Here is a 24,828-nt window from a genome sequence, read left to right on the forward strand (position 1 = left end):
CGGGCAACCCTAGGCGGCGTCGATCGCGAGCAGGATCTTGCCGCGCGCGCGACGCGACTCGGAGCGCGCGACGGCGACCGCGACATCGTCGAGGTCGTGCACGCCGTCGACGACGACGCGCAGCGCGGTGGTCGCGAGCCAGTCGGCGAGGCGCTGCAGGTCGGCCCGGTCGCGCTCGGCGAGGAGGGCGATCGTGCGGCGCCGGGTGAGCCGCGTGCTCAGCGCCGCACCTGCGAAGGCGAGGAGCGGGCCGATCCACTGGCCGCGCGGTTCGCCGCAGCGCACGAGCGTTCCGGTGGGCGTGAGCACGCTGCGCAGCTCGCGCGGCGAGCGGCCCCCGGCGACGTCGAGCACGACGTCGAAGCGCGGGATGCCGCGCGTGACGTCGTCGACCGTGTAGTCGACGAGGTCGTCGGCGCCGAGCCGAGCGACGAGCGAGAGGTTGGGCGTGCTCGTGACCGCCGTGACGTGGGCACCGAGCAGCTTCGCCAGCTGCACCGCGAAGGTGCCGACACCGCCTGAGGCGCCGACGATGAGCACTCGGTGCCCGGCGCCGACCTCGGCCCGCTCGAGCGCCTGCAGCGCTGTGATGCCAGCGACGCCGACGCCGCCGGCGTCGAGCGCGTCGAGCGAGGCGGGCCTGCGCACCACGCCCTCGGCCGAGACCACGACGCGCTCGGCCCACGCGCCCCGGCCGAAGCCGAACACCTCGTCGCCCGGCACGAGACCGGTCACGCCCGGGCCCACCGACTCGACGACGCCCGAGATGTCGCTGCCCATGCGCTGCTCGCGCGGGCGCGGCAGCCCACGCGCGAGTCGCACGAGGTACGGCTTGCCCCGCAGTTCATGCCAGTCGAGCGGGTTCACCGAGCTCGCCTGCTGCCGCACGACGACCTGGCCGACGCCGGCCACCGGGGCGTCCGTCACCACGACCTCGAGTCGTTCCGGCCCACCGTACGATCGCCGTTCTATCGCTCTCATCTCGCTCCTTACGGTGTATACTTACAGCGTAAGGGTGCCGTGTCGACGTCGCCCTGTCAAGGGGAAGGACCATTCGCATGCCCACGAGCCCTCGCGCTCCGCTCTCGCGCGAGCGGATCCTCTCCGCCGCGCTGAGCGTCGCTGACCGCGACGGCCTCCCCGCGCTGTCGATGCGTCGCCTCGGGGCTGCCCTCGGCGTCGAGGCGATGTCGCTCTACGGCCACGTGCGCGACAAGGGCGACCTGCTCGACGGCCTCGTCGACCACGTCGTCGGGATGTGGGCGGACCCGCTCCCCGACGAGTCGGACTGGCGCGTCGTCGCCCGCACCACGATGGCGCGCGCCCACGAGGTGCTCCTCGCCCGCCCGTGGGCGTGCGAGCTCGTCGCCGCACGCCCCACGGTCGGCCGGAACCGTCTGCGCTACGCCGAGGCGCTGCAACGGCGGATGCTCGACGCCGGCTTCTCGCCCCAGCTCGCGCACCACGGCCTCCACCTCGTCGACGGCACCATCATGGGCTTCACCCTGCAGGAGCTGCGCCGCCCGACCCTGCAGCAGCTCGGCGAGGAGGTCGCGGCCGTCGCTCGTGGCGAGCGCGCCGATGAGTTCCCGGCGATCACCGCCGTCCTCGCCGACTCCGCGCACGACCACGCCGCCGAGTTCGCGCTCATGACCGAATTGATTCTCGATGGCCTGGAGCGCCTGCACGCCCGCGAGACCGCCGAGCGGCGCACCACCGACGCGCCGAGCTAGGCGGCGTCCTCCCGCAGCGCATGGGCGATCGCCTCGGCGTGCTCCGGGCCGAGGTCGTAGTCGTCCTCGAGCCAGGCGGCGATCTCGTCGAGCGTCGCCGTCGGGCACGCGAACCCGCGATCGCGAGCCGCGGCGATCAGCTGGCCGGCGGTCAGTCCGGTGAGCGTCTCGATCGACGCGAAGCGGGCCGTGAACGGCATGGGTCGAACTCCTCGGTGGTCGTGGGCAACGCTAGGTCGCGCCGGCCGCGATCGACAAGACCCCCGATCGCGCATCGGCACCCCCAGAAGGGGGGCAGATGATGCTTGCGCGGCACTCCGGTCGACCGCTACTGTTCACGAGGCCCACTCACCGTGAGGGGCCCTGACACGCCGAGAGGAGGCCGACATGTTGATCATCAAGACGACGGGAATCACCCGTCTCCGTGCCGGCTTCGTCGGCGCCTTCACCGCCTAGCCGCGACGGTCAGCACGCCGCCGGTCAGACGGTGGCGGCGCTGAAGAAGCCCGACCCGGGCACCGCGCGCTCGCGCTGCGGCTCTCCTGCCGCCGACCGTCGAGCACCGTGCATCTGCGGGTCATCGCCCCGTTCACGGCGAGTCACCGCGCTCCTCCATTGTGAGGATGCGCCGACGCCGCCGCTCCCCCTCCGCCGCCAGAAGCGGCATCCCCCGGGAACGTCCTCCGTCGCGCGACCACGCGCGCCTGAATCGCTTCCCCGCGCAGTGAAGGAACACCACCACTCATGAACACCACCACGACTCGACCGAGTCACTCCGCCCCGGTGCGCTCGTCGCACCCGAGCAGCCGCAGCGTGCCGGCGCGCCGCGTCAGCCTCGTCGACCGCATCGCCCTGCACCTCGGCGTCGCACTCGTGCAGTGGAGCCGCCGCTCCACCGTGGCCGTGCAGCACGAGCGCCGCGCGCGACGCGTGCAGCACGAGCTCAGCCTCGAGCAGCGCGAGCGACTGCTGCAGCGCCAGCTGCTGCTCACGCTGCCGCCGCGCTGATCGGCGACGATCGTGCGCCGAGCATCCGCCCCCGCAGCATCGGGGGGCATCGTCAGGAGGCCGTCACCGGAGGTTCGCCCCGGTGGCGGCCTTCCGCCATTCCGGGCGCCGGTGGGCGGCAGCGGTCAGTCTTCGAGCGAGAGCAGGAACTCGGCGACCGCGCGCGGCACGTACGGCGCGACGTCGCCGCCGAGGGAGGCGACCTGCCGCACGAGCGAGCTCGACACGTGGGCGTGCGCCGGGTCGGGCAGCATGAACACCGTCTCGACGCCAGCGAGGTTGCGGTTCACGATCGCCATGGGCGTCTCGTAGGCGACGTCGACCTGGCTGCGGATGCCCTTCACGAGCACGCTCGCCCCGACGTCGGTGCAGTAGTCGACGAGCAGCCCGACGCTCCAGCCGGTGACGACGATGTTCGAGGGCAGCGCGCGGTCGGCGATCGCCTGCTCGATGAGCGAGACTCGCTGCGCGATCGGCAGCATGGCGGTCTTGCCGGGGTTGTGCACGACGACGACGTGCACCTCGTCGAAGATGCGCGCGGCGCGCTCGATGACGTCGAGGTGGCCCAGGGTGATCGGGTCGTACGAACCCGGGACGACGGCGACTCTGCTCACGGCTCCCAGCCTAGTGGGGCTCGCTCGGCGCGGTCCGGGCGCGCGACCGGGTCGAAGGTCCTGATCGTGCGGGGCGGTCAGGCCGCGGCCTCGGCGCGCGCGGCGTAGTCGGCGGCGACGAGGATCGGCAGGTGGTCGCTGACGCCCTGCGGCAGGGTGCGCACGCTCGCGATGTCGAGACCGATCGAGGTCGCGAAGTCGAAGTGGCCGCGGAAGAACTTGTAGCGCGTGTAGGTGCGGGCGTCGCTGAGCGTGAGCTCGTAGCCGCTGTCGCGCACGTCGGCGTGCAGGAAGTCCTTGAACACGGGGTAGTTGAAGTCGCCCACCATGAGGGTGGGCAGGTTCGGGCCGAACCCGCGCAGCGCCTCGTGGGCGGCGTGGATCTGCTTGCGCCGCAGCGAGTTCAGGGCGGTCAGCGGCGCCGCGTGGAACGAGGCCACGACGAGCTCGCGGCTCGACTCGAGGTCGATGAGGTGCGTGCCGAGCACGCGCTCGTGCGCGGGAGCCGCGATGCGATCGTGCAGCGACTTCTTCAGCTGAAACGCCGCGGTCGCCTTCGACTCGAACCGCTCGCGGTCGTAGTACACGGCGAGCCCCAGCCGGTTGCGCTTGGTCGCGTCGGCGAGGTGCAGCGGGCCGAGCTCGGCGGGCAGCTGCGAGGTGTCGATCTCTTGCAGGCACACCAGCTGCGGGTCGTGCGCGGTGACGAGGTCGGCGAGCTCGCCGACCGCCGCATGCTTGCGGAGGTTGTAGCTGATGACCCTCATGCGTCCTCCCCCGGGTCCTCCCCGGTGACCACGCTAGTCGACCGCGCGAAGCTGGTGAGCGGCTTGACGCGCCGCGACTAGTTCTTCTCGAGGTACGCGCGCGCCTCGTCGTCGAGGCGGCGATCGAGCGCGTCGCGCAGGCCAGGATGCCCGGCGAGGGTCGGGTCGCGCTCGAGCAGCTCGGCCGCCGCCACGCGCGCGTCGCCGATCACGTCGCCGTCATTCGCGACCCGCAGCAGCCGCAGGCTCGAGCGCCCGCCGCTCTGCGTCGCGCCCAGCACGTCGCCCTCGCGCCGCAGCTCGAGGTCGATCGTGGCGAGCTCGAAGCCGTCGAGCGTCGACGCGACCGCCTCGACGCGCTCGCGCGCGAGGCTGCCCTGCTCGGCGCTCGTGACGAACAGGCACAGGCCCGGCACGCCGCCACGGCCGACGCGACCGCGCAGCTGGTGCAGCTGGCTGACGCCGAAGCGGTCGGCCTCGACGACGACCATCGTCGAGGCGTTCGGCACGTCGACGCCGACCTCGATGACGGTCGTCGCGACGAGCACGTCGATGTCGCCGGCCGCGAACGCGCGCATGACGGCGTCTTTCTCGTCGGTCGACATGCGGCCGTGCAGCGGCTCGACTCGACGCCCGGCGAGCGCGGGGTGCGATCGCAGCAGGGGCGTCAGCTCGGTGACGGAGGCGGGCGGGCGGCGCGCAGCATCCGCCCCCTGCCCGGAGGGCGCCGCACCGCCGGCGCCGGCCTCGTCGGCGTCGGGCTCGAGGGCGTCGGGGTCGTCCTCCGGCGTGGTGGCGTCGATCGCGGGCACGACGACGAAGCCCTGGCGGCCCTGCGCGAGCTCTTCGCCGAGGCGCTGCCAGGCGCGGTGCCAGAGCTCCTGCCGCTCGGCGAGCGGCACGACGTGGCTCACGATCGGGATGCGCCCGGCCGGCAGCGTCGCGATCGTCGAGACGTCGAGGTCGCCGAAGACCGTCATCGCGACCGTGCGCGGGATCGGCGTCGCCGTGAGCACGAGCACGTGCGGCGGCACGCTGCCCTTCCGGCGCAGGGTCTCGCGCTGCTCGACCCCGAAGCGGTGCTGCTCGTCGACGACGACGAGGCCGAGGTCAGCGAACTGCACTTTGTCGCCGAGCAGCGCGTGGGTGCCGACGACGATGCGGGATGCTCCGCTCGCGATGCTCAGCAGCGTCGAGCGCCGCTCGGCCTGGCTCAGCTGGCCGGTCAGCAGCACCGGCCGAAGGCGCGCGGCGCGGTCGGGGCCGAGCGTGGCGACGATCGAGCGCAGGTGCTGGGCGGCGAGCACCTCCGTCGGTGCGAGCAGGGCGCTCTGGCCGCCCGACTCGGCGACCGTGAGCATCGCGCGCACCGCGACGAGCGTCTTGCCCGAGCCGACCTCGCCCTGCACGAGCCGGTTCATCGGCACGGGCGAGGCGAGGTCGCGCGCGATCTCCTCCCCCACGAGCCGCTGGTCGGCGGTGAGCTCGAACGGCAGCTGCGCGTCGAAGCCCGCGAGCTCGGCGCCGGGCGTGCGCGGCGTGGCCGGCTGCTCGCGCAACTGGGCGCGCCGCTGCAGCAGGGCGACCTGCAGCAGGAATGCCTCGTGGAACCGCAGGGTGTCGCGCGCGCGGCGCCACTGCCTGTCGTCGTCGGGCCGGTGCACCCACTCGAGCGCCTGCCGGTGGTCGAGCAGCTCGCGCTCGGCGCGCACCTCGGCCGGGATCGGGTCGTCGAGCGGGCCGAGCGTGTCGAGTGCGACCGCGACCGCCTTCTGCACCTGCCAGCTCGCGACGGTGGAGGTCGCCGGGTAGATCGGGATCGGCTGCATCGCCCACTGCTGCGCCTGCGGCCCGGTGTCGCGCTCGTCGCCCGCCTCGAACAGCTCGTAGTCGGGGTGCGCGAGCTGGCGGATGCCCCGGTACTCGCCGACCTTGCCGGCGAAGATGCCGCGGCGACCCTTCACGAGGTCGGCCTTGCGCCACGCCTGGTTGAAGAACGTCAGGGCGAGGACGCCCCGGCCGTCGCCGATCGTGACCTCGAGGATGCTGCCGCGCCTGGCCCGCATCGTGCGCTCGGTGACGCTGAGGATCTCGGCGACGATCGTCACCGACTCGCCCACCTGCAGCTCGCTCAGCGCCGTCAGCTCACCGCGGCGGGCGTAGCGGCGCGGCACGTGCGCGAGCAGGTCACCGACCGTCGCCATGCCGAACGCCTTCGCGAGGGCCTTCGCGCTGCGATCGCCGAGCACGCTCGCGAGCTTGACGTCGAGAGGGCCGGTCACGGTGACTACGGTAGCCGCGGGCTGCGACGCCGCCGCACTACCGTGGACGCGTGACGCGCATCATCGCCGGATTCGCCGGCTCCCTCACGCTCAAGGTGCCGGGGGCGGGCACCCGCCCCACCTCCGACCGCGTGCGCGAGGCGATCTTCAGCGCGCTCGAGGCCCGCGACCTCGTCGACGGCGCGCGCGTGCTCGACCTGTACGCCGGCAGCGGGGCCCTCGGGCTCGAGGCGGCGTCGCGCGGGGCCTCCTCCGTGATGCTCGTGGAGCGCAGCCACGCCGCCGTGCAGGTCTGCAAGCGCAATGCCCAGCTCGTGCAGCAGCGGGCGCCGCGCGGGTCTGCGCCGAGCATCCACGTCTCGGGCAAGCCCGTGCAGTCGTACCTGACCTCGATGCCGGGGCAGTGGGATCTCGTCTTCGTCGACCCGCCGTACGAGCTCGGCGGGCTCGAGCTCGACCACGTGCTCGCCGCGCTCGTGCCCCGATTGGCGACGGATGCGGTGGTCGTGCTCGAGCGCTCGTCGCGGTCGCCGGCGCCCGAGTGGCCCGCCGGGCTCGCGCTCGCGCGACGCAGCGACTACGGCGAGACGGCCGTGTACTGGCTCGAGGCGGAGGGCGCGAGCGAGGCCGACGCGGGCGACGACGGCGCGAGCGCGGCCGACGCGGGCGACGACGGCGCGGGCGCGGACGACTAAGCCGGCTGGCGGTCGAGGTCGCGCTGCGACTGGCGCGCGACCTGCTCGAGCAGCTCGGCGTCGATGATCGACCGCTGCCAGCAGCGCTCGTCGGCGGGGTCGGCGGCGGCGCGGGCCGCGTAGTCGGCGGCGTGCGCGGCGTGTGTGACGACGTGCGCGACGGCGGCGGCGTGCCCGGCGGCGCGGGCCGCGGCGACGGCCTCCGCACCGACGGCCTCGCGCGCGGCGGCGTGGGCGAGGAACGAGATCTCGCGCGCCGCCTCGGTCGTGATCGCGCCGCTCGCCCAGGCGCGGGCCGCGGCGATGGCGGCGCGGGGGCGCGGATCCTGCTCGCGCTCGCCCTCGAACACGGCCAGCGCGCGCTCGGCGCAGAGGGCGGCCCACCGGGCGAGCTCACGGTGCTGGTGGGGAGTGATCATGCTGCCTGCCCTCTGCTGCGGCGCCCGACCCCCGATGGTGGGCGACTCTTCACGGGGATTATGTCGAGGGTTCCGCGGTTCTTACACGCGGCGCGCGACGACTTCAGTCGGCGAGACCGCTCCACTCCGCGAACGGGTCCCAGCCGCCCCGCTCGTCGACGACGTGCCCGTCGACGAGCACCGCCGGTCGCCCGCCGTGCCGATCGTCGACGGCCGCGACGACGCCGATCGCGCGGAAGCCGCCCGGCAGCGCGACGTGCGGCGGGAAGGTCGCGAGCAGCGAGTGGTCCTCGCCGCCGGTGAGCGCGAGGGGGCCCGTGCCCTCCTCGGCGAGCGCGCGGGCGTCGAGGTCGATGACGACACCGCTCGCGCGGGCCACGCGCCGGGCGTCGAGCGCGAGCCCGTCGCTGAGGTCGAGCATCGCGGTGGCGCCGGCGAGGGCGGCGGCCACGCCGTCCGCGATCGGCGGGTGCGGGGTGAGCTGGGCGGCGACCGGCAGCGGATGCTCGGCGCGCGCTCGAGCGGCCGCCGCGGCATCCGGCGCCCCCGTGGAGTCGACGCCGAGCTCGAACAGCAGGGCCAGGCCCTGCGCCGCGAGCCCCAGCGGGCCGGAGACCGCGACGACGTCGCCCGGCCGCGCGCCGTCGCGCCGCACCGGCTCGCGCCCCTCGAGGTCGCCGAACGCCGTCACCGCGATCGTGAGGGTGTGCGACACGCTGAGGTCGCCGCCGACGACGCCGCAGCCCGGCGCGAGCGTGGCGCAGGCCTCGGCGAGACCGTCGGCGAAGGCCTCGAGGTCGGCGACCGGCGTCTCGGCGGGAGCCGCGAGCGCGACCACGAGGCTCGTCGGGCGGGCGCCCATCGCGGCGACGTCGCTGAGGTTCGTGGCGGCGGCCTTCCAGCCGAGGTCGTGCGGGCTCGACCACGCGCGCCGGAAGTCGGGGCCGTGGATCATCATGTCGGTCGTCACGACGTACCGGCCGTCGGGAGCGGCGAGCACCGCGGCGTCGTCGCCGGGGCCGAGCACGGCGGCCTCGCTCGCCGGCAGCCGGGGGATGATGCGGGCGAGCGCCGCGAGCTCGCCGACCGCGCCGAGCGTGTCGACCGGGTCGACCGGGTCGGGCTCGGGAGCGGTCATGGCCACCACGCTAGCCTGGGCCGCCGGTGCCGGACCCCTCGAGCGCCGCCGAGCCCGCCTACCGAGAGGAGCACCGTGACCCCGCACCGCCTGCGCGCCGCGTCGCGAGCGCTGCTGACGATCGCCGCGATCGCCGCGGTGCTCGTGCTCGGAGCGCAGCTCGTGGCCCCACCGCTCGCCGTGACCGCGCCGGTGCGCGCGGCGATCGACGCGCTGCGCTTCGTCGGGCCCCCGCTCGCCGCCGTGCTCGGAGTGCTCGCGCTGCTGCGGGCCCGCCGGCTGGAGCGGCGCGCCCGCACGGGCGCCGCGGCACCAGAGCGCGACCGGGGCGACGCCGTGTTCCGCGGCCTCATCGGCGTCGCGCTCGTGCTCATGGCGGTCGGGCTGCTGAGCGGCCTGTGGACGACGCTCGTGCTCACCCTCGGCTCGCTGCTGCCCTGACCGCGGCGGGCTCGCGGCCGGCGCCGAGCGCGACGGGCTCGCGGCCGGCGCCGAGCCCCGCCGCGATAGCGTGGTGACCGATGTCGCACCGCACTCGCCCCGCCCGCGCGCGCCGGGCATCCGCCGCCGCGCTCGCCCTCGTGCCGCTCGCGCTCGCGGGCTGCGCCGGCACCGTCAACCTCGAGGCGGCTCCGGAGGCGAACGCGTACTCGTGCGCCGAGATCTCGGTGCGGCTGCCCGACGAGATCGCCGGATTCGAGCGCCGGTCGACCAACGCGCAGGCGACAGCGGCGTGGGGTGACCCGGCGGCGATCATCTACCGCTGCGGGCTGCCGGAGGTCGGCCCGAGCGAGCTGCCGTGCTTCACCGTCGACGGCGTCGACTGGCTGCTGGACGAGTCGGATGCTCCGCGCTACGTCTTCACAACCTACGGCCGCTCGCCCGCGACCGAGGTGATCGTCGACAACGACGTCGTGCGCGGGCCCGACGCGCTGCGCCCCATCAGCGCGAGCGTCGCGGTCACCGAGGCGACCGGGCAGTGCCTCGACGCGACCGACGTGTTCGGCGGCGGCAGCGTCGCCCCGCAGGACTAGCGGGAGGGGGCCGCGCTCAGCGGCCGCACTCGGGCGGCGGCGCCGGCGACCGGCGAGGCCGCCCGCGATCGCCTACGCGCGCGGGCCGTCGAGCCCGACGAGCTTGCCCGCGATGCCGCCCGCGGCGCGCAGCGCGGCCCCGCCGCCGAAGCCGGCCTGCGGGAAGACGACGCGCTGGTCGCGCGCCTCGACGATCGCGTCGACGAGCACCTCGGCCGCGGGGCGCTGCGGCGCCCACAGGTAGAGCGACAGGGCCCCGGGGATCGAGTTGACCTCGTTGACGTACAGCTCGCCCGTCGCCTCGTCGAGCAGCAGGTCGACGCGCACGATGCCCGTGAGGCGCGTGACGTCGGCGACGCGGGCTGCGAGGTCGCGCGCGGCCTCGTGCACGCTCTCGGCGACCTGCGCGGGGAACTCGCGCGGCGCGCTCGTGAGCCCGGCATCCGACCCGGCACCGCCGGCGAGGTACTTCTCGGCGTACGAGTAGAGGGCGCTCTGCCCCTCGCCGCGCAGCGGCTTCTCGAGCTGCGTGATCTCCAGCTGCGGATGCGTGCGGAACGAGATGTTGAGGTCGACGAGCTCGGGGCGGTACGGCTCGAGCACGGCGCCGTTGCGCAGGTGCACGCTCGCGCCGGTGAGGGCGCGCGCGGCGTCGATGTCGTCGGCGATCTCGATGCCGATCGACGAGCCGCCGAAGCGCGGCTTGACGATGTACGGGCCCGCGAACGAGGGCTCGCGCAGCGTCGACACGGCCTCACGCGGCAGCGAGGGGATGCCCGCGGCCGTCATGAGGCCGCCGAACGCGAGCTTGTCCATGCCCACGGCGCCCGCGAACAGGGTCGACCCGGTGGCGGGGATGCCCAGCAGCGAGAACAGCGCGGCGGCTCCGCCGCCCTCGCCCACGCCGCCGTGCAGGCACAGCAGGGCCGCCTCGATCTCGAGCTTCTCAGCGCCCAGCCGCTTGCGGCGGTAGAGCCCCGCCTCACCCGAGACGCGCACCTCGAGCGCGACCGACTCGCGCGGCGCGCCCTCGAGGTAGTCCTTCGCCTCGGTCGCGTCGGGAACCCGGTACCACTCCCCCGTCGGAGCCCAGTAGATCGGCACCACGCGGTGGCCGGCGGCGACGAGCACGCGCTCGGCCTGCAGACCCGTGAGGATCGAGATCTCGTGCTCGGGGCTCGGCCCGCCGAAGACGACGGCCCACGGTGCGGACTGCGCAGCGCTCATGATTCCCCTGTCAGGTCGTGCGCCGCGGCCTGCGCCCCGCCCGGGCGGCGACTCACGGGTAGTGGTCGGGCAGGTCGTTCTCGTAGAGGATAACGCCCCGGTCACCGGCCTTCCGGACGGCCTCGGCGACGGCGGCCTCGCGGCCGTCGACCGCGTGCGCGCCCTCGCCGTAGCCGGCAAGCAGCGCCGCACGGTTGGTGCGGCCGACCGCGTAGAGCGTCGCGCCGGCCTGCTTGATCGCGGCACCGAAGGCGCGGTTGCGCTCGACCTGCACGGGGCCGAGCTCGACCATGCCGGGGGTCACGACGACGAGCTCGCCGCCGCGCTCGGCCGCGAGCCGCGCCGCGCCCTCGAGGGCGCGGTGCGCGCCGACGGGGTTCGAGTTGTAGGTGTCGTCCACGACGAGCGCGCCGCTCGGCGCCTGCTGCACCTCGGCGCGGTGCTGCGAGCCGGGAAGATCGGCCAGGCGGCCGGCGATCGTGGCGACCGGCACATCCGCCGCGAACGCGATGCCCGCGGCGACGGCGACGTTGACGGCGTGGCCGGTGCTCGAGATCGCGACCGGCACCGGCTGCGCCTCGCGCCCGATGCGGATCGTGGCGGCACCCGGGGCACCCGGCTCGTCGGCACCCGTCGCGTCGAGCACGACGTCGGCGTCGACTCCGGGCTGCAGCGACACCGTCACCACCCGCTTGCCCTTCGCCGCGCACTCCTCGGCCAGGCGCGCCAGCCGCGGGTCGTCGATCGGCAGCACGACGGTGCGCGCCTGCTCGGTGATCTCGGCCTTCGCGCGGAAGATCGTGTCGGTCGTACGCATGCGCTGCAGGTGGGCCTCGCCGATGACCGTGATCGCTGCGATGTCGGGCGGGAAGTGCGTCGACAGCTCGCGGATCTCGCCGGCGCCGAAGATGCCCATCTCGGCCACGAAGATCTCGGTGCCCGGCACGAGCCTGTCGTTGACGGCGCGCGAGAGGCCGAGGCGGTTGTTGAAGGATGCGGGGCTCGCGACGGTCGTGTACGTGGCCGACAGCAGGTGCGCGACGTAGTTCTTCGTGCTCGTCTTGCCGTATGACCCGGTGATCGCGACCACACGCGGCTTCACCTGGTCGAGGCGCTTCTTGGCCTGGTCGACGAACTTCTTCGAGCCGGCCTTCTCGATCGGCGCGGTGATCGCGAGCGCGAGGTCGGTGATCGGCGCGCTCAGCAGAAGCACGAGGGCCGGGCCGGCCGCCCCGAGCAGCGCGGCGAGGGCCAGGGCGAGGCCCAGGTGCAGCACGATCCAGACCACGAGCAGGCGCTTGACCCGCGCCGTGATGGCGAACTTCGCCGAGGTGCCGCGCGGCTTCAGCCCGAGCGGCAGGAACGCGAGCAGCACGACGGCGGCGACGGCGGCGAGCGCGAGCGGAGCATCCGCCCCCGACGACACGACCGCGATCGCGGCGACCACGACGAGCAGCGACGCGACGGCGAAGCCCAGCAGCGTCGCCGGCTCGCGCGTCAGCCACAGCCCGGCCATGCGCGAGACCCACGTGGGCACGTAGTGCTCGCGCTGGGCGACGCGCAGCCAGCGGGCGGCGACGGGCACGGCGGCGAGGGCCGCGAGCCCCAGCGCCACGAGCGTGAAGGGGGCGAGCAGGGTCATGCGGTGCGATCCAGTTCGTCGAGGAAGGTCAGCAGCTCTTCGCGCACGGCGAGCTCGAGGTCGCCGGTGAGCAGGTGCTCGGTGCCGCCGACGACGCGGAAGCTCGCGCCGCAGCGCTCGGCGGCGACGCGACCGGCGTCGGTCGGGGCGGCGGTATCGTGCTCGCCCCACACCATGCGGATCGGGCAGGTCAGCGCGGCGAGATCGTCGTCGTAGTTCTCGCCGACGGCCTTCACGAGGATGCCGCGCATGACGCCCTGGGCGGCGCGATAGTCGGCGGAGCCGCGCTGGTTGCGCAGGTCATCCATGCGCGCGTCGCTCAGCAGGCCTGCCCGGTTCGCCCAGCGGGCCAGGCGGAACGACAGCGGCGGCGCGCTCGGCGCGGCGAGGCGCACGAGCGGGGCCCCGGTGAGCAGCAGGCCGCGCACGAGCTCCGGGCGGCGCGCGGCGAGGCGCACGGCGACGCGGCCGCCGAACGAGTGGCCGACGATGACGACGGGCGCGTAGGCGGCGATCGCGTCGGCGACGAGCTCGGCGTACTGCTCGGTGCCCCACACGTCGTCGGGAGCGGGCGCCGGCCCGAACCCGGGCAGGTGGATGCTCACCGCGTCGAGCCCGCTCAGGATCGTCGCGAAGTCGGAGCCATCGCGGCCCCAGCCGTGCAGCGCGACGACGCGCGGCGGGGTCGAGCCGAACTTCTCGGCCAGGACGCGGCCTCCCGCGAGAGTCGTGATCACGCGTTCAGCCTACCGTCAGGCATCCCCCGAACAGGGGTCAGGATGCTCGGTGCGCGCCGCGCGCCCGGCCGGCGTCGCCCGCTCACTCGCCCTGCGGCTCGTCGCTGTCGGTGGCCAGGTGCGGTGCCAGCTCGCGCGGGTCGAGTGTGCCCTCGAGCACCTGCGCGACCTGCGCGACGATCGGCATCGTCACCCCGCGCTGCGCGGCGAGCTCGAGGATCGGCCCGACCGACGACAGACCCTCGGCGGTCTGGTTCATCTGCGCGATGACCTCGGTGAAGGCGTAGCCCTGCCCGAGCAGGCGACCCGCGGTGTTGTTGCGCGACAGCTTCGACTCGCACGTGGCGATGAGGTCGCCCAGGCCCGCGAGGCCCGACATCGTCTCGGGTCGGGCGCCGTAGGCGACGGCGAAGTGGGTCAGCTCGACGAGGCCGCGGGTGATGATCGAGGCCTTCGTGTTCTCGCCGTAGCCCACGCCGTCGGCAATGCCGACCGCGACGGCGATGAGGTTCTTCAGCACGCCGCCGAACTCGGTGCCGATGACGTCGGTGTTGACGAACGAGCGGAAGTAGTCGTTCGTCGCCGCGGCGGCGACCGCGACGGCCGTGTCGCGGCTCGAGCTCGCCACAACGGCCGCGGTCGGCTGCTTCTTGGCGATCTCGAGCGCCAGGTTCGGGCCGCTCACGACGGCGATGCGGTCGACGTCGATCGCGAGCTCGGCGGCGATGACCTCGCTCATGCGCAGGCCCGTGCCCCGCTCGACGCCCTTCATGAGGCTCACGACCGGCACGTCGGGCGGCACGATGTCGCGGATCGAGTGCAGGTTCGAGCGCAGCGACTGGCTCGGCACCGAGAGGTAGACCTGCTGCGCGCCCGCGAGCACGCGCTCGAGCGAATCGTGCGCGCGCAGGTTCGGCGGCAGGTTGATGCCGGGCAGGTAGTCGCTGTTGCGGTGGGTCTCGGTGATCTCCTGCGCGACCTCGCGGCGACGGGCCCACAGCACGACGTCGCTGCCGCCGTCGGCGAGCAGCTTCGCGAACGTCGTGCCCCACGAGCCCGCGCCCAGCACGGCGATGCGCAGGGCATCCGGTTCGATGTCGGTCAGCGGCAGGCGCAGGGCCTCGGTCAGCGGCGGATGCTCGCGCGCGGGCTGCACGCCGGCCGCGGTCAACTCACTCAAAGCGGCCCGTCTCCTTCTGGTTGTTCTTCACAGGATCCCACCGCTCGGCCGGCGGCTGCTCGCCGCGCAGGTCGCCGAGCAGAGCCGCGATGGCGTTCATGACGCGCGTCGTGCCCTCGGTGAGCACCGCCTGGTCGATGGGCCGGCCCATGAGGTCGCTCAGGTCGACGGGGTCGCCGATCTTGCACACGATGCGCTTGCGCGGGAAGAAGCTGATCTTCTTCGAGTAGCGCGCCATGATCTGCTGCGTGCCCCAGTGGGCCGCCGGGATGATCGGCACGCCGGCCTGCAGCGCCATGCGCACCGCGCCGGACTTGCCGCGCATCGGCCACAGGTCGGGGTCGCGCGTGAGGGTGCCCTCGGGGTAGATGATCACGGCGAGCTCGTTGTCGACGAGCTGCTGCGCGGCCTTGAGCGGCGCGTCGGAGCGCCCGCCGCCCTCGCGGTCGACCGGGATCTGACCGCTCGCGCGCAGGATCGCCCCCAGCACGGGGTTCTTGAACACGCTCGCCTTCGCCAGGAACCGCGGCACCCGCCCGAGGCCCCACACGAAGCGGCCCATGATGACCGGGTCGATCTCGCTGTAGTGGTTCGGCGCAAGGATGAAGGCGCCCTGCTTGGGCAGCTTGTGGCCGTCGATCGTCACGTACTTCGCCATGAGGGTGAGGATCGGCAGCAGCAGCGCGGCGATGAGGTGCCAGAGCAGCGTCTTCTCGCGGCGACGTCGGGCGGGGCGGGGCTGCGCACTCGCAGGGGTGGCGTCGGTCACCGCACCAGGGTAGTCGCTGGCGTGCGAGCGGGCCGCGGCGCGACCCGCCCGCACCGACTACTGCACGAGCTCGAAATCGGCGCCGAGCTGGGCGAGCTTGTCGATGAAGAGCTCGTAGCCGCGGCTGATGATGCCGACGTTGCTGATCGTCGAGGTGCCCTCGGCGGCGAGCGCCGCGATGAGGTGGCTGAAGCCGCCGCGCAGGTCGGGCACGCGCACGTCGGCGCCGTGCAGCGGGGTGGGCCCGGTGATGACGGCGGCCTGCTCGAGCGGGCGGCGCGGCACGCGGCGGGTGATCGAGGCGATGCCGCTCTTGTACACGACGATGTCGGCGCCCATCTCGTTGAGGGCGTCGGTGAAGCCGAAACGATTCTCGTACACGGTCTCGTGCACGACCGACTGCCCCTCAGCCTGCGTGAGGGCGACGATGAGCGGCTGCTGCCAGTCGGTCATGAAGCCGGGGTGCACGTCGGTCTCGACCATGACGGGCTTGAGCGGGGTGCCGGGGTGCCAGAAGCGGATGCCGTCCTCCAGCACCTCGAACTCGCCACCGACCTTGCGGTAGACGTTGAGGAACGTCATGAGCTCCTGCTGCTTCGCCCCGCCGACGACGATGTCGCCGCGCGTGGCGAGGGCCGCGGAGGCCCAGCTCGCGGCCTCGTTGCGGTCGAAGATCGCCGAGTGCAGGTAGCCGCGCAGCGTCTCGACGCCCTCGATGACGATGACGCGGTTCGGCTCGACCGAGATGATCGCGCCCATCTTCTGCAGGATCGCGATGAGATCCATGATCTCGGGCTCGATCGCGGCGTTCTTCAGCTCGGTCGTGCCCGTCGCGCGCACGGCCGACAGCAGCACCTGCTCGGTCGCGCCGACGCTCGGGTAGGGCAGCTCGATGCGGGCGCCGGACAGCCCGTTCGGGGCGGTGAGACGGATGCCGTCGGGCAGCTTCTCGACCGTCGCGCCGAGGGCGCGCAGCGCGTTGAGGTGGAAGTCGATGGGGCGGTCGCCGATCTTGCAGCCGCCGAGGTCGGGGATGAACGCCTCTCCGAGCTGGTGCAGCAGCGGCCCGCAGAACAGGATCGGGATGCGGCTGGAGCCGGCGTGCGCGTTGATCTCGGCGATGTGGGCGGTCTGCACGTTCGTCGGGTCGAGCTCGAGCGTGCCCGCCTCGGTCTCGGTCACGGCCACGCCGTGCGCCTCGAGCAGGCCGCGCACCACGTGCACGTCGCTGATCTCCGGCACGCCCTTGAGCGTGCTCGGGGTGTCGGCGAGCAGCGCGGCGACCATCGCCTTGGTGACGAGGTTCTTCGCCCCGCGCACCTCGATGCGACCCGTGAGCGGCTTGCCGCCGCGGATGACGATCGTGTCGGAGGCGAGGCCGACGCGCTCGGCCGCCTTCTGCGAGTCGAGGTCGAGCGTGCTGGTGGTGGTCATGCGGACCTCTTCCGGTCGGCCCGGGGTCACCGGGCGGGGAGCGTGCGGGGCCGCCAGGATTCGCGGCGGGCCTCGAAGTCGGTGATCGCCTGCTCGTCACGGAGGGTCAGCCCGATGTCGTCGAGCCCCTCCAGCAGGCGCCACCGCGTGTAGTCGTCGATGTCGAAGGAGGCAACGATACTCCCGACCGTGACATTCCTCGCATTCAGGTCGACGGTCGCCTCCAGGCCCGGGTTCGCCTCGATCTCGGCCCACATGCGCTCGACCGTCTCCTCGTCGACGGTGCCGGCGAGCAGGCCCTGCTTGCCGGCGTTGCCGCGGAAGATGTCGGCGAACCGAGGGCTGATCACGGCACGGAAGCCGAAGTCGCGCAGCGCCCAGACGGCGTGCTCGCGGCTGGAGCCCGTGCCGAAGTCGGGGCCGGCGATGAGCACGCGCGGGTTGGCGTACGCGGGCTGGTTGAGCACGAACTCCGGATCCTGGCGCCAGGCGGAGAACAGCCCATCGTCGTAGCCGGTCTTTGTCACGCGCTTGAGGTAGACGGCCGGGATGATCTGGTCGGTGTCGACGTTCGAGCGGCGCAGCGGCACCGCGACGCCCGTGATGGTGCTGATCTTCTCCATTACGCGCTCACTCCCTCGATGCCGGTGTAGGCGGGGTCGACCTCGATGCCGAGCTCGATGAGATCGGCGGGGCTCGAGAGCGTGCCGCGGATCGCCGTCGCCGCGGCGACGAGCGGGCTCACGAGGTGCGTGCGGCCGCCCTTGCCCTGGCGACCCTCGAAGTTGCGGTTGCTCGTCGAGGCGCAGCGCTCGCCGGGCGCGAGCTGGTCGGGGTTCATGCCGAGGCACATCGAGCACCCGGCGAAGCGCCACTCGCCGCCGAACTCCTCGACGATCTTGTCCAGGCCCTCGGCCTCCGCCTCGAGGCGCACGCGCGCCGAGCCGGGCACGACCATGACGCGCACGCCGTCGGCCTTCTTCTGCCCCCTGATGATCGAGGTGAAGGCGCGCAGGTCGTCGAGGCGGCTGTTCGTGCACGAGCCCATGAAGACGGCGTCGACGGGGATCTGCTTCATCGGCGTGCCCGCCTGCAGGTCCATGTACTCCAGCGCCCGCTCGGCGGCGGCGCGCTCGTTCGGGTCGATGATCGTCGACGGGTCGGGCACCGAGTCGTTGAGGTTCACGCCCTGGCCGGGGTTCGTGCCCCAGGTGACGAACGGCTCGAGCTCGTCGGCGTCGATGAAGACCTCCGCGTCGAAGACGGCGTCGTCGTCGGTGCGCAGCGTGTTCCAGTACTCGACGGCCGTCTCCCAGTCGGCGCCCTGCGGCGCGTGCGGGCGGCCCTGCAGGTAGGCGTAGGTGGTCTCGTCGGGCGCGACCATGCCGGCGCGCGCTCCCGCCTCGATCGACATGTTGCAGATCGTCATGCGGCCATCCATCGACAGCGCCCGGATCGCCGAGCCGCGGTACTCGAGCACGTAGCCCTGCCCGCCGCCCGTGCCGATCTTCGCGATGACGGCGAGGATGATGTCCTTCGCGGTGACACCGGGCCGCAGCGTGCCCTCGACGGTGATCGCCATCGTCTTGAACGGCTTCAGCGGCAGCGTCTGCGTGGCGAGCACGTGCTCGACCTCGCTCGTGCCGATGCCCATCGCGAGCGCGCCGAACGCGCCGTGCGTGGAGGTGTGCGAGTCGCCGCAGACGACCGTGATGCCCGGCATCGTCAGGCCCAGCTGCGGGCCGACGACGTGCACGATGCCCTGCTCGACGTCGCCGAGCGAGTGCAGGCGCACGCCGAACTCGGCGCAGTTCTTGCGCAGGGTCTCGATCTGGATGCGGCTCGTCGGCTCGGCGATCGGCTTGTCGATGTCGAGCGTCGGGGTGTTGTGGTCCTCCGTCGCGATCGTCAGATCGGGGCGGCGCACCGGGCGGCCGGCGAGGCGGAGGCCGTCGAAGGCCTGCGGGCTCGTGACCTCGTGCACGAGGTGCAGGTCGATGTAGAGCAGATCGGGCTCGCCGTTCTCACCGCGCTTCACGAGGTGGGCATCCCACACCTTCTCGGCGAGGGTGCGCGGGCGGGGCGATGCGGTGTCAGCGGTCATGACGCGTGCGTCTTCCTTCTTCGTTCAAGGGCTCCGGCCGATGGCGGACTCCGCGACGAGAGGGGCCTGGAGGAATCAGGACTCGCCGCGGCGACGAAGGAGGAGCCGACCGGGAAGCATCTGCTCAGAATATCACCGGGATGCCCTGCCCTCCGCCGCGCGGGCGGGTCTACACTCCCGCCATGAGCCGCGTCTTCCAGATGCCCGTCGCGAGCGTCTACCCGCTCTACGTCACCAAGGTGGAGCGCAAGGGCCGCACGCGCGCCGAGCTCGACGAGGTCATCACGTGGCTCACCGGCTACGACCACGACGCCCTGCAGCGCCACCTCGACGAGGGCTCGACGTTCGAGCGGTTCTTCGCCGAGGCCGACCTCAACCCGGCCGCCTCGAGCATCACGGGCGTCATCTGCGGTGTGCGGGTGGAGCAGATCGAGGATCCGCTCATGCAGCGTATCCGCTACCTCGACAAGCTCGTTGACGAGCTCGCGCGCGGCAAGGCGCTGCAGAAGGTGCTGCGGCAGGGCTGAGATCGGGCCGGGGCGGTCGTCGGCGGCCGGGGCAGGTCAGCCGACCGCGAGCACGAGCACCCGGAACGACCCGAGGTGCAGCACGTCGCCGGCCTCCACCCGCTGCGGGTGGCCAGGAGCGACAGGCGCCGATTCGCCCGCCGCGGTGACCCGCTCGGTGCCGTTCGTCGAGGCGAGGTCGTGCACGAGCAGCGACTCCTGGTCGGGCTCGATCGCGGCGTGCGTCTTCGACACCGACCGACCCGGGTCGGCCAGGCGCACGCGCTCGGCACCGCGCCAGCCGTCGAGCTCGCCCGGGTCGCGGCCGAGCAGCATGCGACCGGTGACGGGCAGGCGCGAGCCGTCGGGCAGCTCGAGGGCGAGCAGTGTCGTAGCCGGGGAGGCGGTCGGCGGGGCGGGCGGCACCGCGGGCGGGGCGGGCTCCGCCGCGGGCGGGGCGGGCGGAGCGACGGGCGGGACGGGCGGCGCCGCAGGCGGGGTCGGCGGCGCCGCCGGCATGCCCGGCGTCGCGGGGAAGAAGGCGGGCATGCGAGGGCGGTCGGGCGACGCGGGGGCGTGATTGGGGGCCGCGGGTCTCGGGGCGGCGACGGGTGTCGGGCGAGGCGATGCGGGCATCCGCACGGTGCCGGAGTCGGCGAGGCCCGCCGGCAGGTCGATGCGGCCCCGCGTCGCCGCGGGCGGCTCGGGGGTGGTATCGGGCGGTTCGGTCTGCGGGATCAGCCCGGGCGGCGGGGTGATCCGAGCGGGCCGCTCGGCGTCGTGGTCGGTCACCGCACCTCCTCGTCGGTCGCGAGCGATCCTAGCCTTCCGTCGCCCGTCGCGAGAACGGGGTGGACACCGGCGGCGGAGCGACTCCGTCAGTCGCGTCGCACGCGCTCGGCGCGCTCCACGAGGCGGCGCGCCCGGGCCCGCAGGCTCGCGAGCCGGAAGCGGCTGCGCAGCCGCTCGCCCCGCGGGGCGGCCGCCGTCGCGCGCTCGATCGCGGCGAGCGCCCCCTGCCAGGCGCGATCGACCTCGTCGGCATCGACCGCGCGGCCGGAGAACACCGCCTCGTCGGCCGTGCGGGCGAGCGCGGGAAGCTCCTCCGGCGCGTGCGCGGCGAGGCCCGCCGCGACGAGGGGGCGCGTCTGGCGGGCGGGGATGCTCGCCCCCAGCTCGGCGAGCCGGTCGACGAGCTCGTCCCACGCGCCGGCGACGGCGAGGTGACCCTCGGCCGCGCGGCGACGGCGCTCGAGGCGGCGGCGCTTGATCGCGGCGATGAGCAGCATCGGGCCGAGCACCAGCAGCAGCGGCACGCCCGCGGCGAGCATCGCCCCGACGAGCCAGCCGGGCAGGGCAGCGGCGTCGCGCTCCTCGTCGTCGGAGTCGTCGATCTCGACGCTCGTGACGAGGTCGTCCTGCTCGGTGTCGGTGCGCGGCGGCTGCCGCACCTGCGGCTGCGGCTCGGTGCGCGGCTCGGGGATCTGATCCTGCGGCACGTCGGTCTCGTCGGGCACGGGGAAGAACGGCACCCAGCCGACCTCGTCGAACGCGACCTCGACCCACGCCGTGACGTCGTCGCCCGTGACGACGACCTCGCCGCCGTCGTCGTCGACCTCGGGCGCGAAGCCCATGACCACGCGCGTCGGGTAGTCGAGGCTGCGCGCCATGAGCGCGAACAGCGAGGCGTACTGCTCCTCGTCGCCGACCATGCTCGGCAGCGTCACCATGTCGTTCATGCGGTCGGCGGCGTGCCCGGCGCGCGAGGGCACCTGGTCGTTCGCGGTGCCGCGGCTGTAGTAGCCGGTGGTGGCGAGGTGCTGCTCGAGGGCGCGCAGCTGCTCGATGGGCGACTCCGCGGTCGCGGTCAGCTCGGCCGCGAGCGCGACGACCGTGTCGGGCACGCCGACGACGGGGGCCGGCGCGAACGGCGCGATGGGAGCATCCGCGAGCGAGGCGTCGTCGGGCACGCTCTGGCGCGCCGTCGCGATGCGGTAGCCGAGGGCGTCGGTCGCGCCGCTCGTGACGACGGTCGAGCCGGTCGCGGCGTTGTAGCGCACGTCGGCGCGGTCGGGGGCGCCGTCGGCGCCGGTGAAGTCGATGCGTCGGGCGTAGCCGGCAGTCGGCAGCCACACGTCGTCGTAGGCGACGACGTCGACCTCGACGGTGCTCGTCGGCTCGGTCGTGGCGAGCGGCGGCTCGGGGATCGTCCGGCCCACGAGCCGGAACCGCCCCGAGCCCTCGAGCGCCTCGGCGGCGCCGGCGACGTTCCATGTGACGCCGTCGTAGACATCCATGGTGGCCAGGCGCAGGCGGTCGCCGGGGCGCAGCCCCTCGACGCGCAGCAGCTCGGTGTCGACCAGATCCTTCGTGTACTCGCGGAACCCGGCGAGCGGGCTCGGCACCTCCAGCGGCTCGAACGGCGGCTCGACCTGCTCGCGCAGCACGAAGCGGTCGTCGGTGCGCGGGGCGAGCGCGGCCGCCGCGACGGTGCCGAGCGCGAGGGCCGCGACGACGACGATCGCGGTGCCGACGAGCTTGCGCCGCACCATCGGGCGAGCGGCGGATGCGGTGGCCGCCGCCTCGGGGCGCCGCCGCCACCCGAGCCAGACGAGCGCGATCGCGGCGAAGGCTCCCCCGCGCGCGAGCGCGAGCACCGGCTCGTCGGTGCCGAGCAGCACGCCGACCGCGTACAGCGCCGCGGGGCCGACGAGCAGGAGGGCGGCGCGGGCGGGCGTGCGGCGGCGGGTCAGCCAGCGCACCGCGAGGGTGGTGCTCGTGAAGGCGACGATGACCGCGGCGACGTACGGCACGGCGGTGACGTAGGCGGGCAGGCTCAGCGGCGCCTGCAGCGTGAGGATGTCGGCCCAGCCGAGCACCGGGCCGAGGGCGAGGGCGGCAAGCGAGACGAACGACGGCAGCGCGATCAGCAGCCCGTCGGCGGGGGCGACGAACGGCGTGCCGAGCAGCACGTACGCCGCGACGAACACCCCGGTGGAGCCGAGCACGCCGAGCCGCAGTCGCGCGGCGAGGATCGCCGCGGCGGCGCCCACGAGCAGCCCTCCCCCGCCGGCGAGCGCGTAGGCGGCGGAGTCGAAGGCGGCGGCGAAGCCGAGCAGGCCGATCGCGGCGAGCACGAGTGGCACGAGCACATCGGCGATCGTGCGCGGGGCGAGCGTCGTCACGAGAGCCTCCGGATGAGTCGCGGCAGGTCGGCGAGCGAGCCGACGGTCGCGACGCGCAGCCCGTCGACGACGGAGACGGCGCTCGGCTCGTCGAGCGCGGCGCGCAGCCCGAGGGTCGTGGTGTCGATGCTGAAGAGCGAACGCACGGCGCGCACGTCGGCGACGGTAAGGCCCGAGCCGCCGACGACGACGAGCAGGCTCGGCGGGGCGAGCCGTCGGGTCGCGGCGCGGGCCGCCTCGCGCAGGGTCGCGTGGGGCGAGTCGCGCTGCTCGAGCCGGCAGGTGTCGTCGAGCAGCGCGGTCGGCGTCGCCGTGCGCAGCGCACCCGATTCGGTGACGAGCGCGGCGCTCGTGCCGTCGCGCAGCGCCTGCACGCCGATCGAGGCGGCGATCGAGACGGCGAGCTCGAACTCGTCGTCGCTCGCGCACCGCGCGCGGTCGACGTCGAGCACGAGCGCCAGCTGCGAGCGCCGGGTCTCTTCGAACTGCCGCACCATGAGCTGGCCGGTGCGCGCCGAGGTGCGCCAGTGCACGGTGCGACGGTCATCGCCCGGCTCGTAGGCCCGCAGCGCGTGGAAGGTGATGTCGTCGTTCGTGATCGTCGGGGTCGTGGCGCCCTCGAGGTCGCGCGTCAGCCCTGCGGCGCTCGGCGACAGCCGCGCCGTGCGGGGGTGCACGAAGAGCTCGACGGCATCGCCCCACGCTACGGTGCGGCGCAGCATCCCCAGCTGGTCGCCGCGCACGGAGAGCGCGGGGCCGGCGACGATGACGGCGCGGCGCTCGGTGGGCACGGCGAAGAGCTCGTCGTGCTCGTCACCGGGGCCGAGCGCCGGGATCTCGAACTCGGCGGCGCCCGCGCCGACCGGCAGCTCGAGGCGCGACGGCGACGAGCGGCGCCCGCTCGCGCCCGTGACCACGAGGCGCCCGAGCGCGCGGTCGCCCGCGACGACGCGGCGGGGCTCGAGCTCGATGCGCACGCGGTAGGCGGTGCGACCGACGAGGAAGGCGCCGCTCACGACAAGGGCGGCGAGCAGCACCGCACCGAGGGCGGTGAACTCGAGCCAGCCCAGCAGAGCCCCGGCGAGCAGGGAGGCCAGACCGGAGCCGAGCACGATCCAGCCGAGGGCGGTGACGACGCCGACGACGGGGCCGAGCGCCCGGCGCACGGCCGACGCGGCCAGGAGGACGGCCGCCCCGACCGCGCTGGTGCGCCGAGCCCTGGCAGGTCGCGGCGCGCTCGAGCCGCGGCGACGGGGCCGCAGCCGTCTCACCCAGGAGCGCGCGCTCGCACGACGCCGAGCCGGCCGCACGACGCGGCGGGCTCGACGGCCGTCGGGCTCGGCGGAGGCGGTCATGCCGCGCGGTAGGCGGGCGGCTCGATGTCGGCGAGCAGCCCCTCGACGATCTGCTCGGCGCGCACGCCGGCGAACGCGCTCTCGGGGTCGACGATGAGGCGGTGCGCCAGCACGGGCACCGCGAGCTCGCGCACGTCGTCGGGGGTCGCGTAGGTGCGGCCCGCGGCGATCGCCCAGGTCTTGATCGCGCGGGCGAGCGCCATCGCCCCGCGCATGCTGACGCCGAGCACGACGTCGGCGTGCTCGCGCGTGGCCGCGACGATGTCGCTCACGTAGCCGACGACCGAGGGGTCGACGTGCACGTCGGCGGCGAGCCTGGCCATCGTCGTGATCGCGTCGCCGCCGATGAGCGGCTGCACGGCCGAGGCGCGCGCCCGGTTGGAGGCGTCGAGCAGCAGCGTGACGCTCGTGTCGCGGTCGGGGTAGCCGAGCGAGGTCTTGATGAGGAACCGGTCGAGCTGCGCCTCCGGCAGCGAGTAGGTGCCGGCCTGCTCGACGGGGTTCTGCGTCGCGATGACCATGAAGGGCGCGCCGACGGCGTAGCCGACGCCGTCGACGGTCACGACCCCCTCCTCCATGACCTCCAGCAGCGCGCTCTGGGTCTTGGGGCTCGCGCGGTTGATCTCGTCGGCGAGCACGATCGAGGCGAAGATCGGCCCCTTGTGGAACTCGAACACGCCCTTGCCCTGGTCGTAGATCGTGACGCCCGTGACGTCGGAGGGCAGCAGGTCGGGCGTGAACTGGATGCGCGAGTGCGTGCCGTCGAGCGTGTTGGCGAGCGCCTTGGCGAGCACGGTCTTGCCCGTGCCCGGGTAGTCCTCCAGGAGCACGTGTCCGTCGGAGAGCATCGCCGCGACGATGAGACGGATCACGTGGCGCTTGCCGAGGATCGCCTGGTCGATGTTGCCGACGAGCCGGTCGAAGGCGTCGGCGAACCAGGCCGCCTGCTCGGTGGTGACGGTCATGCGGTCTTCGCCTCTCGATTCGTGAAGGGATGCT

General features: G+C 73.9%; 25 protein-coding genes. 6 read left to right on the plus strand and 19 right to left on the minus strand.

Going from position 1 to position 24,828, the window contains the following annotated elements:
- Window positions 1-9: 9 nt before the first annotated feature.
- The gene (locus ID804_RS10850) at window positions 10-930 is read right to left on the minus strand and encodes an NAD(P)-dependent alcohol dehydrogenase (RefSeq protein ID WP_169080008.1); all 921 of its coding nucleotides are present in this window, start codon (window positions 928-930) and stop codon (window positions 10-12) included.
- Between the two features lie 128 nt (window positions 931-1,058).
- Between ID804_RS10850 and ID804_RS10855 the strand changes: the two genes are divergently transcribed.
- Window positions 1,059-1,733, plus strand: coding sequence for a TetR/AcrR family transcriptional regulator C-terminal domain-containing protein (locus ID804_RS10855; RefSeq protein WP_169080010.1), 675 nt, complete (start codon window positions 1,059-1,061; stop codon window positions 1,731-1,733).
- Here ID804_RS10855 and ID804_RS10860 read toward each other — a convergent pair.
- Entirely contained in the window at window positions 1,730-1,933 is a 204-nt protein-coding gene (locus ID804_RS10860; protein ID WP_169080012.1) for a DUF4287 domain-containing protein, read from the minus strand. The two genes, ID804_RS10855 and ID804_RS10860, sit on opposite strands and share 4 nt — an antisense overlap.
- Window positions 1,934-2,477: 544 nt before the next feature.
- Here ID804_RS10860 and ID804_RS10865 point away from each other — a divergent pair.
- Entirely contained in the window at window positions 2,478-2,741 is a 264-nt protein-coding gene (locus ID804_RS10865; RefSeq protein ID WP_169080014.1) for a hypothetical protein, read from the plus strand.
- 125 nt (window positions 2,742-2,866) lie between these two features.
- Here ID804_RS10865 and coaD read toward each other — a convergent pair whose 3' ends face one another.
- From coaD to ID804_RS10880, 3 genes are all read right to left on the minus strand, one after another.
- Window positions 2,867-3,355, minus strand: coding sequence for a pantetheine-phosphate adenylyltransferase (coaD, locus tag ID804_RS10870; protein WP_169080016.1), 489 nt, complete (start codon window positions 3,353-3,355; stop codon window positions 2,867-2,869).
- A 77-nt stretch (window positions 3,356-3,432) separates the two neighbouring features.
- Window positions 3,433-4,122: an endonuclease/exonuclease/phosphatase family protein gene (locus ID804_RS10875; protein WP_169080018.1), complete on the minus strand. Its 690-nt coding sequence runs from the start codon at window positions 4,120-4,122 to the stop codon at window positions 3,433-3,435.
- Window positions 4,123-4,199: 77 nt separating this feature from the next.
- Window positions 4,200-6,404, minus strand: coding sequence for an ATP-dependent DNA helicase RecG (locus tag ID804_RS10880; protein WP_169080020.1), 2,205 nt, complete (start codon window positions 6,402-6,404; stop codon window positions 4,200-4,202).
- 50 nt (window positions 6,405-6,454) lie between these two features.
- On the opposite strand from ID804_RS10880, the gene rsmD reads away from it, so the two are divergent.
- The gene (gene rsmD, locus ID804_RS10885) at window positions 6,455-7,099 is read left to right on the plus strand and encodes a 16S rRNA (guanine(966)-N(2))-methyltransferase RsmD (RefSeq protein WP_169080022.1); all 645 of its coding nucleotides are present in this window, start codon (window positions 6,455-6,457) and stop codon (window positions 7,097-7,099) included.
- On the opposite strand, the gene ID804_RS10890 is transcribed toward rsmD, so the two are convergent.
- On the minus strand, window positions 7,096-7,518 hold the full coding sequence (locus ID804_RS10890) for a putative immunity protein (protein ID WP_169080024.1): 423 nt from the start codon (window positions 7,516-7,518) through the stop codon (window positions 7,096-7,098). The genes rsmD and ID804_RS10890 overlap by 4 nt on opposite strands.
- 103 nt (window positions 7,519-7,621) lie before the next feature.
- Complete coding sequence (gene thiL / locus ID804_RS10895; RefSeq protein WP_169080026.1) at window positions 7,622-8,656, minus strand: thiamine-phosphate kinase; 1,035 nt, start codon at window positions 8,654-8,656, stop codon at window positions 7,622-7,624.
- A 75-nt stretch (window positions 8,657-8,731) separates the two neighbouring features.
- Here thiL and ID804_RS10900 point away from each other — a divergent pair, with 75 nt between their 5' ends.
- Entirely contained in the window at window positions 8,732-9,097 is a 366-nt protein-coding gene (locus ID804_RS10900) for a hypothetical protein (protein ID WP_169080028.1), read from the plus strand.
- An 80-nt stretch (window positions 9,098-9,177) separates the two neighbouring features.
- The gene (locus tag ID804_RS10905; RefSeq protein WP_169080030.1) at window positions 9,178-9,690 is read left to right on the plus strand and encodes a DUF3515 domain-containing protein; all 513 of its coding nucleotides are present in this window, start codon (window positions 9,178-9,180) and stop codon (window positions 9,688-9,690) included.
- A 72-nt stretch (window positions 9,691-9,762) separates the two neighbouring features.
- On the opposite strand, the gene ID804_RS10910 is transcribed toward ID804_RS10905, so the two are convergent.
- From ID804_RS10910 to leuC, 8 genes are all read right to left on the minus strand, one after another.
- On the minus strand, window positions 9,763-10,917 hold the full coding sequence (locus ID804_RS10910) for a D-alanine--D-alanine ligase family protein (protein WP_169080032.1): 1,155 nt from the start codon (window positions 10,915-10,917) through the stop codon (window positions 9,763-9,765).
- A 52-nt stretch (window positions 10,918-10,969) separates the two neighbouring features.
- Window positions 10,970-12,559: a Mur ligase family protein gene (locus tag ID804_RS10915; RefSeq protein ID WP_169080034.1), complete on the minus strand. Its 1,590-nt coding sequence runs from the start codon at window positions 12,557-12,559 to the stop codon at window positions 10,970-10,972.
- Window positions 12,556-13,296, minus strand: a complete 741-nt coding sequence (locus ID804_RS10920; protein WP_169080036.1) for an alpha/beta fold hydrolase — start codon at window positions 13,294-13,296, stop codon at window positions 12,556-12,558. The genes ID804_RS10915 and ID804_RS10920 overlap by 4 nt, the downstream gene beginning before the upstream one ends.
- Before the next feature lie 82 nt (window positions 13,297-13,378).
- Window positions 13,379-14,401, minus strand: a complete 1,023-nt coding sequence (locus ID804_RS10925) for an NAD(P)H-dependent glycerol-3-phosphate dehydrogenase (protein ID WP_211161241.1) — start codon at window positions 14,399-14,401, stop codon at window positions 13,379-13,381.
- 67 nt (window positions 14,402-14,468) lie between these two features.
- Complete coding sequence (locus tag ID804_RS10930; protein WP_317451274.1) at window positions 14,469-15,245, minus strand: lysophospholipid acyltransferase family protein; 777 nt, start codon at window positions 15,243-15,245, stop codon at window positions 14,469-14,471.
- A 57-nt stretch (window positions 15,246-15,302) separates the two neighbouring features.
- Window positions 15,303-16,679, minus strand: a complete 1,377-nt coding sequence (gene murA, locus ID804_RS10935) for a UDP-N-acetylglucosamine 1-carboxyvinyltransferase (RefSeq protein ID WP_169080038.1) — start codon at window positions 16,677-16,679, stop codon at window positions 15,303-15,305.
- Window positions 16,680-16,705: 26 nt separating this feature from the next.
- Window positions 16,706-17,302: a 3-isopropylmalate dehydratase small subunit gene (leuD, locus tag ID804_RS10940; protein WP_169080040.1), complete on the minus strand. Its 597-nt coding sequence runs from the start codon at window positions 17,300-17,302 to the stop codon at window positions 16,706-16,708.
- Window positions 17,302-18,783 (minus strand): 3-isopropylmalate dehydratase large subunit, encoded by a 1,482-nt coding sequence (leuC, locus tag ID804_RS10945; protein ID WP_169080042.1) that lies wholly within the window; start codon window positions 18,781-18,783, stop codon window positions 17,302-17,304. Before leuC ends, leuD begins: the two co-directional genes overlap by 1 nt.
- A gap of 182 nt (window positions 18,784-18,965) precedes the next feature.
- Between leuC and ID804_RS10950 the strand changes: the two genes are divergently transcribed.
- The gene (locus tag ID804_RS10950) at window positions 18,966-19,310 is read left to right on the plus strand and encodes a DUF2200 domain-containing protein (protein WP_169080044.1); all 345 of its coding nucleotides are present in this window, start codon (window positions 18,966-18,968) and stop codon (window positions 19,308-19,310) included.
- 36 nt (window positions 19,311-19,346) lie between these two features.
- On the opposite strand, the gene ID804_RS12470 is transcribed toward ID804_RS10950, so the two are convergent.
- The 4 genes from ID804_RS12470 to ID804_RS10970 all read right to left on the minus strand — a co-directional run bounded on the left by ID804_RS12470 (window position 19,347) and on the right by ID804_RS10970 (window position 24,794).
- Window positions 19,347-20,081, minus strand: coding sequence for an FHA domain-containing protein (locus ID804_RS12470; protein ID WP_169080046.1), 735 nt, complete (start codon window positions 20,079-20,081; stop codon window positions 19,347-19,349).
- Between the two features lie 86 nt (window positions 20,082-20,167).
- Window positions 20,168-22,474, minus strand: a complete 2,307-nt coding sequence (locus tag ID804_RS12475; RefSeq protein WP_169080048.1) for a transglutaminase domain-containing protein — start codon at window positions 22,472-22,474, stop codon at window positions 20,168-20,170.
- Entirely contained in the window at window positions 22,471-23,640 is a 1,170-nt protein-coding gene (locus ID804_RS12480; protein WP_169080050.1) for a DUF58 domain-containing protein, read from the minus strand. Before ID804_RS12480 ends, ID804_RS12475 begins: the two co-directional genes overlap by 4 nt.
- 185 nt (window positions 23,641-23,825) lie before the next feature.
- Window positions 23,826-24,794, minus strand: a complete 969-nt coding sequence (locus ID804_RS10970) for an AAA family ATPase (RefSeq protein WP_169080051.1) — start codon at window positions 24,792-24,794, stop codon at window positions 23,826-23,828.
- Window positions 24,795-24,828 lie beyond the last annotated feature (34 nt).

This window comes from Microcella alkalica (assembly GCF_014595885.1).
In the GTDB taxonomy this organism is placed as follows: domain Bacteria; phylum Actinomycetota; class Actinomycetes; order Actinomycetales; family Microbacteriaceae; genus Microcella; species Microcella alkaliphila_B.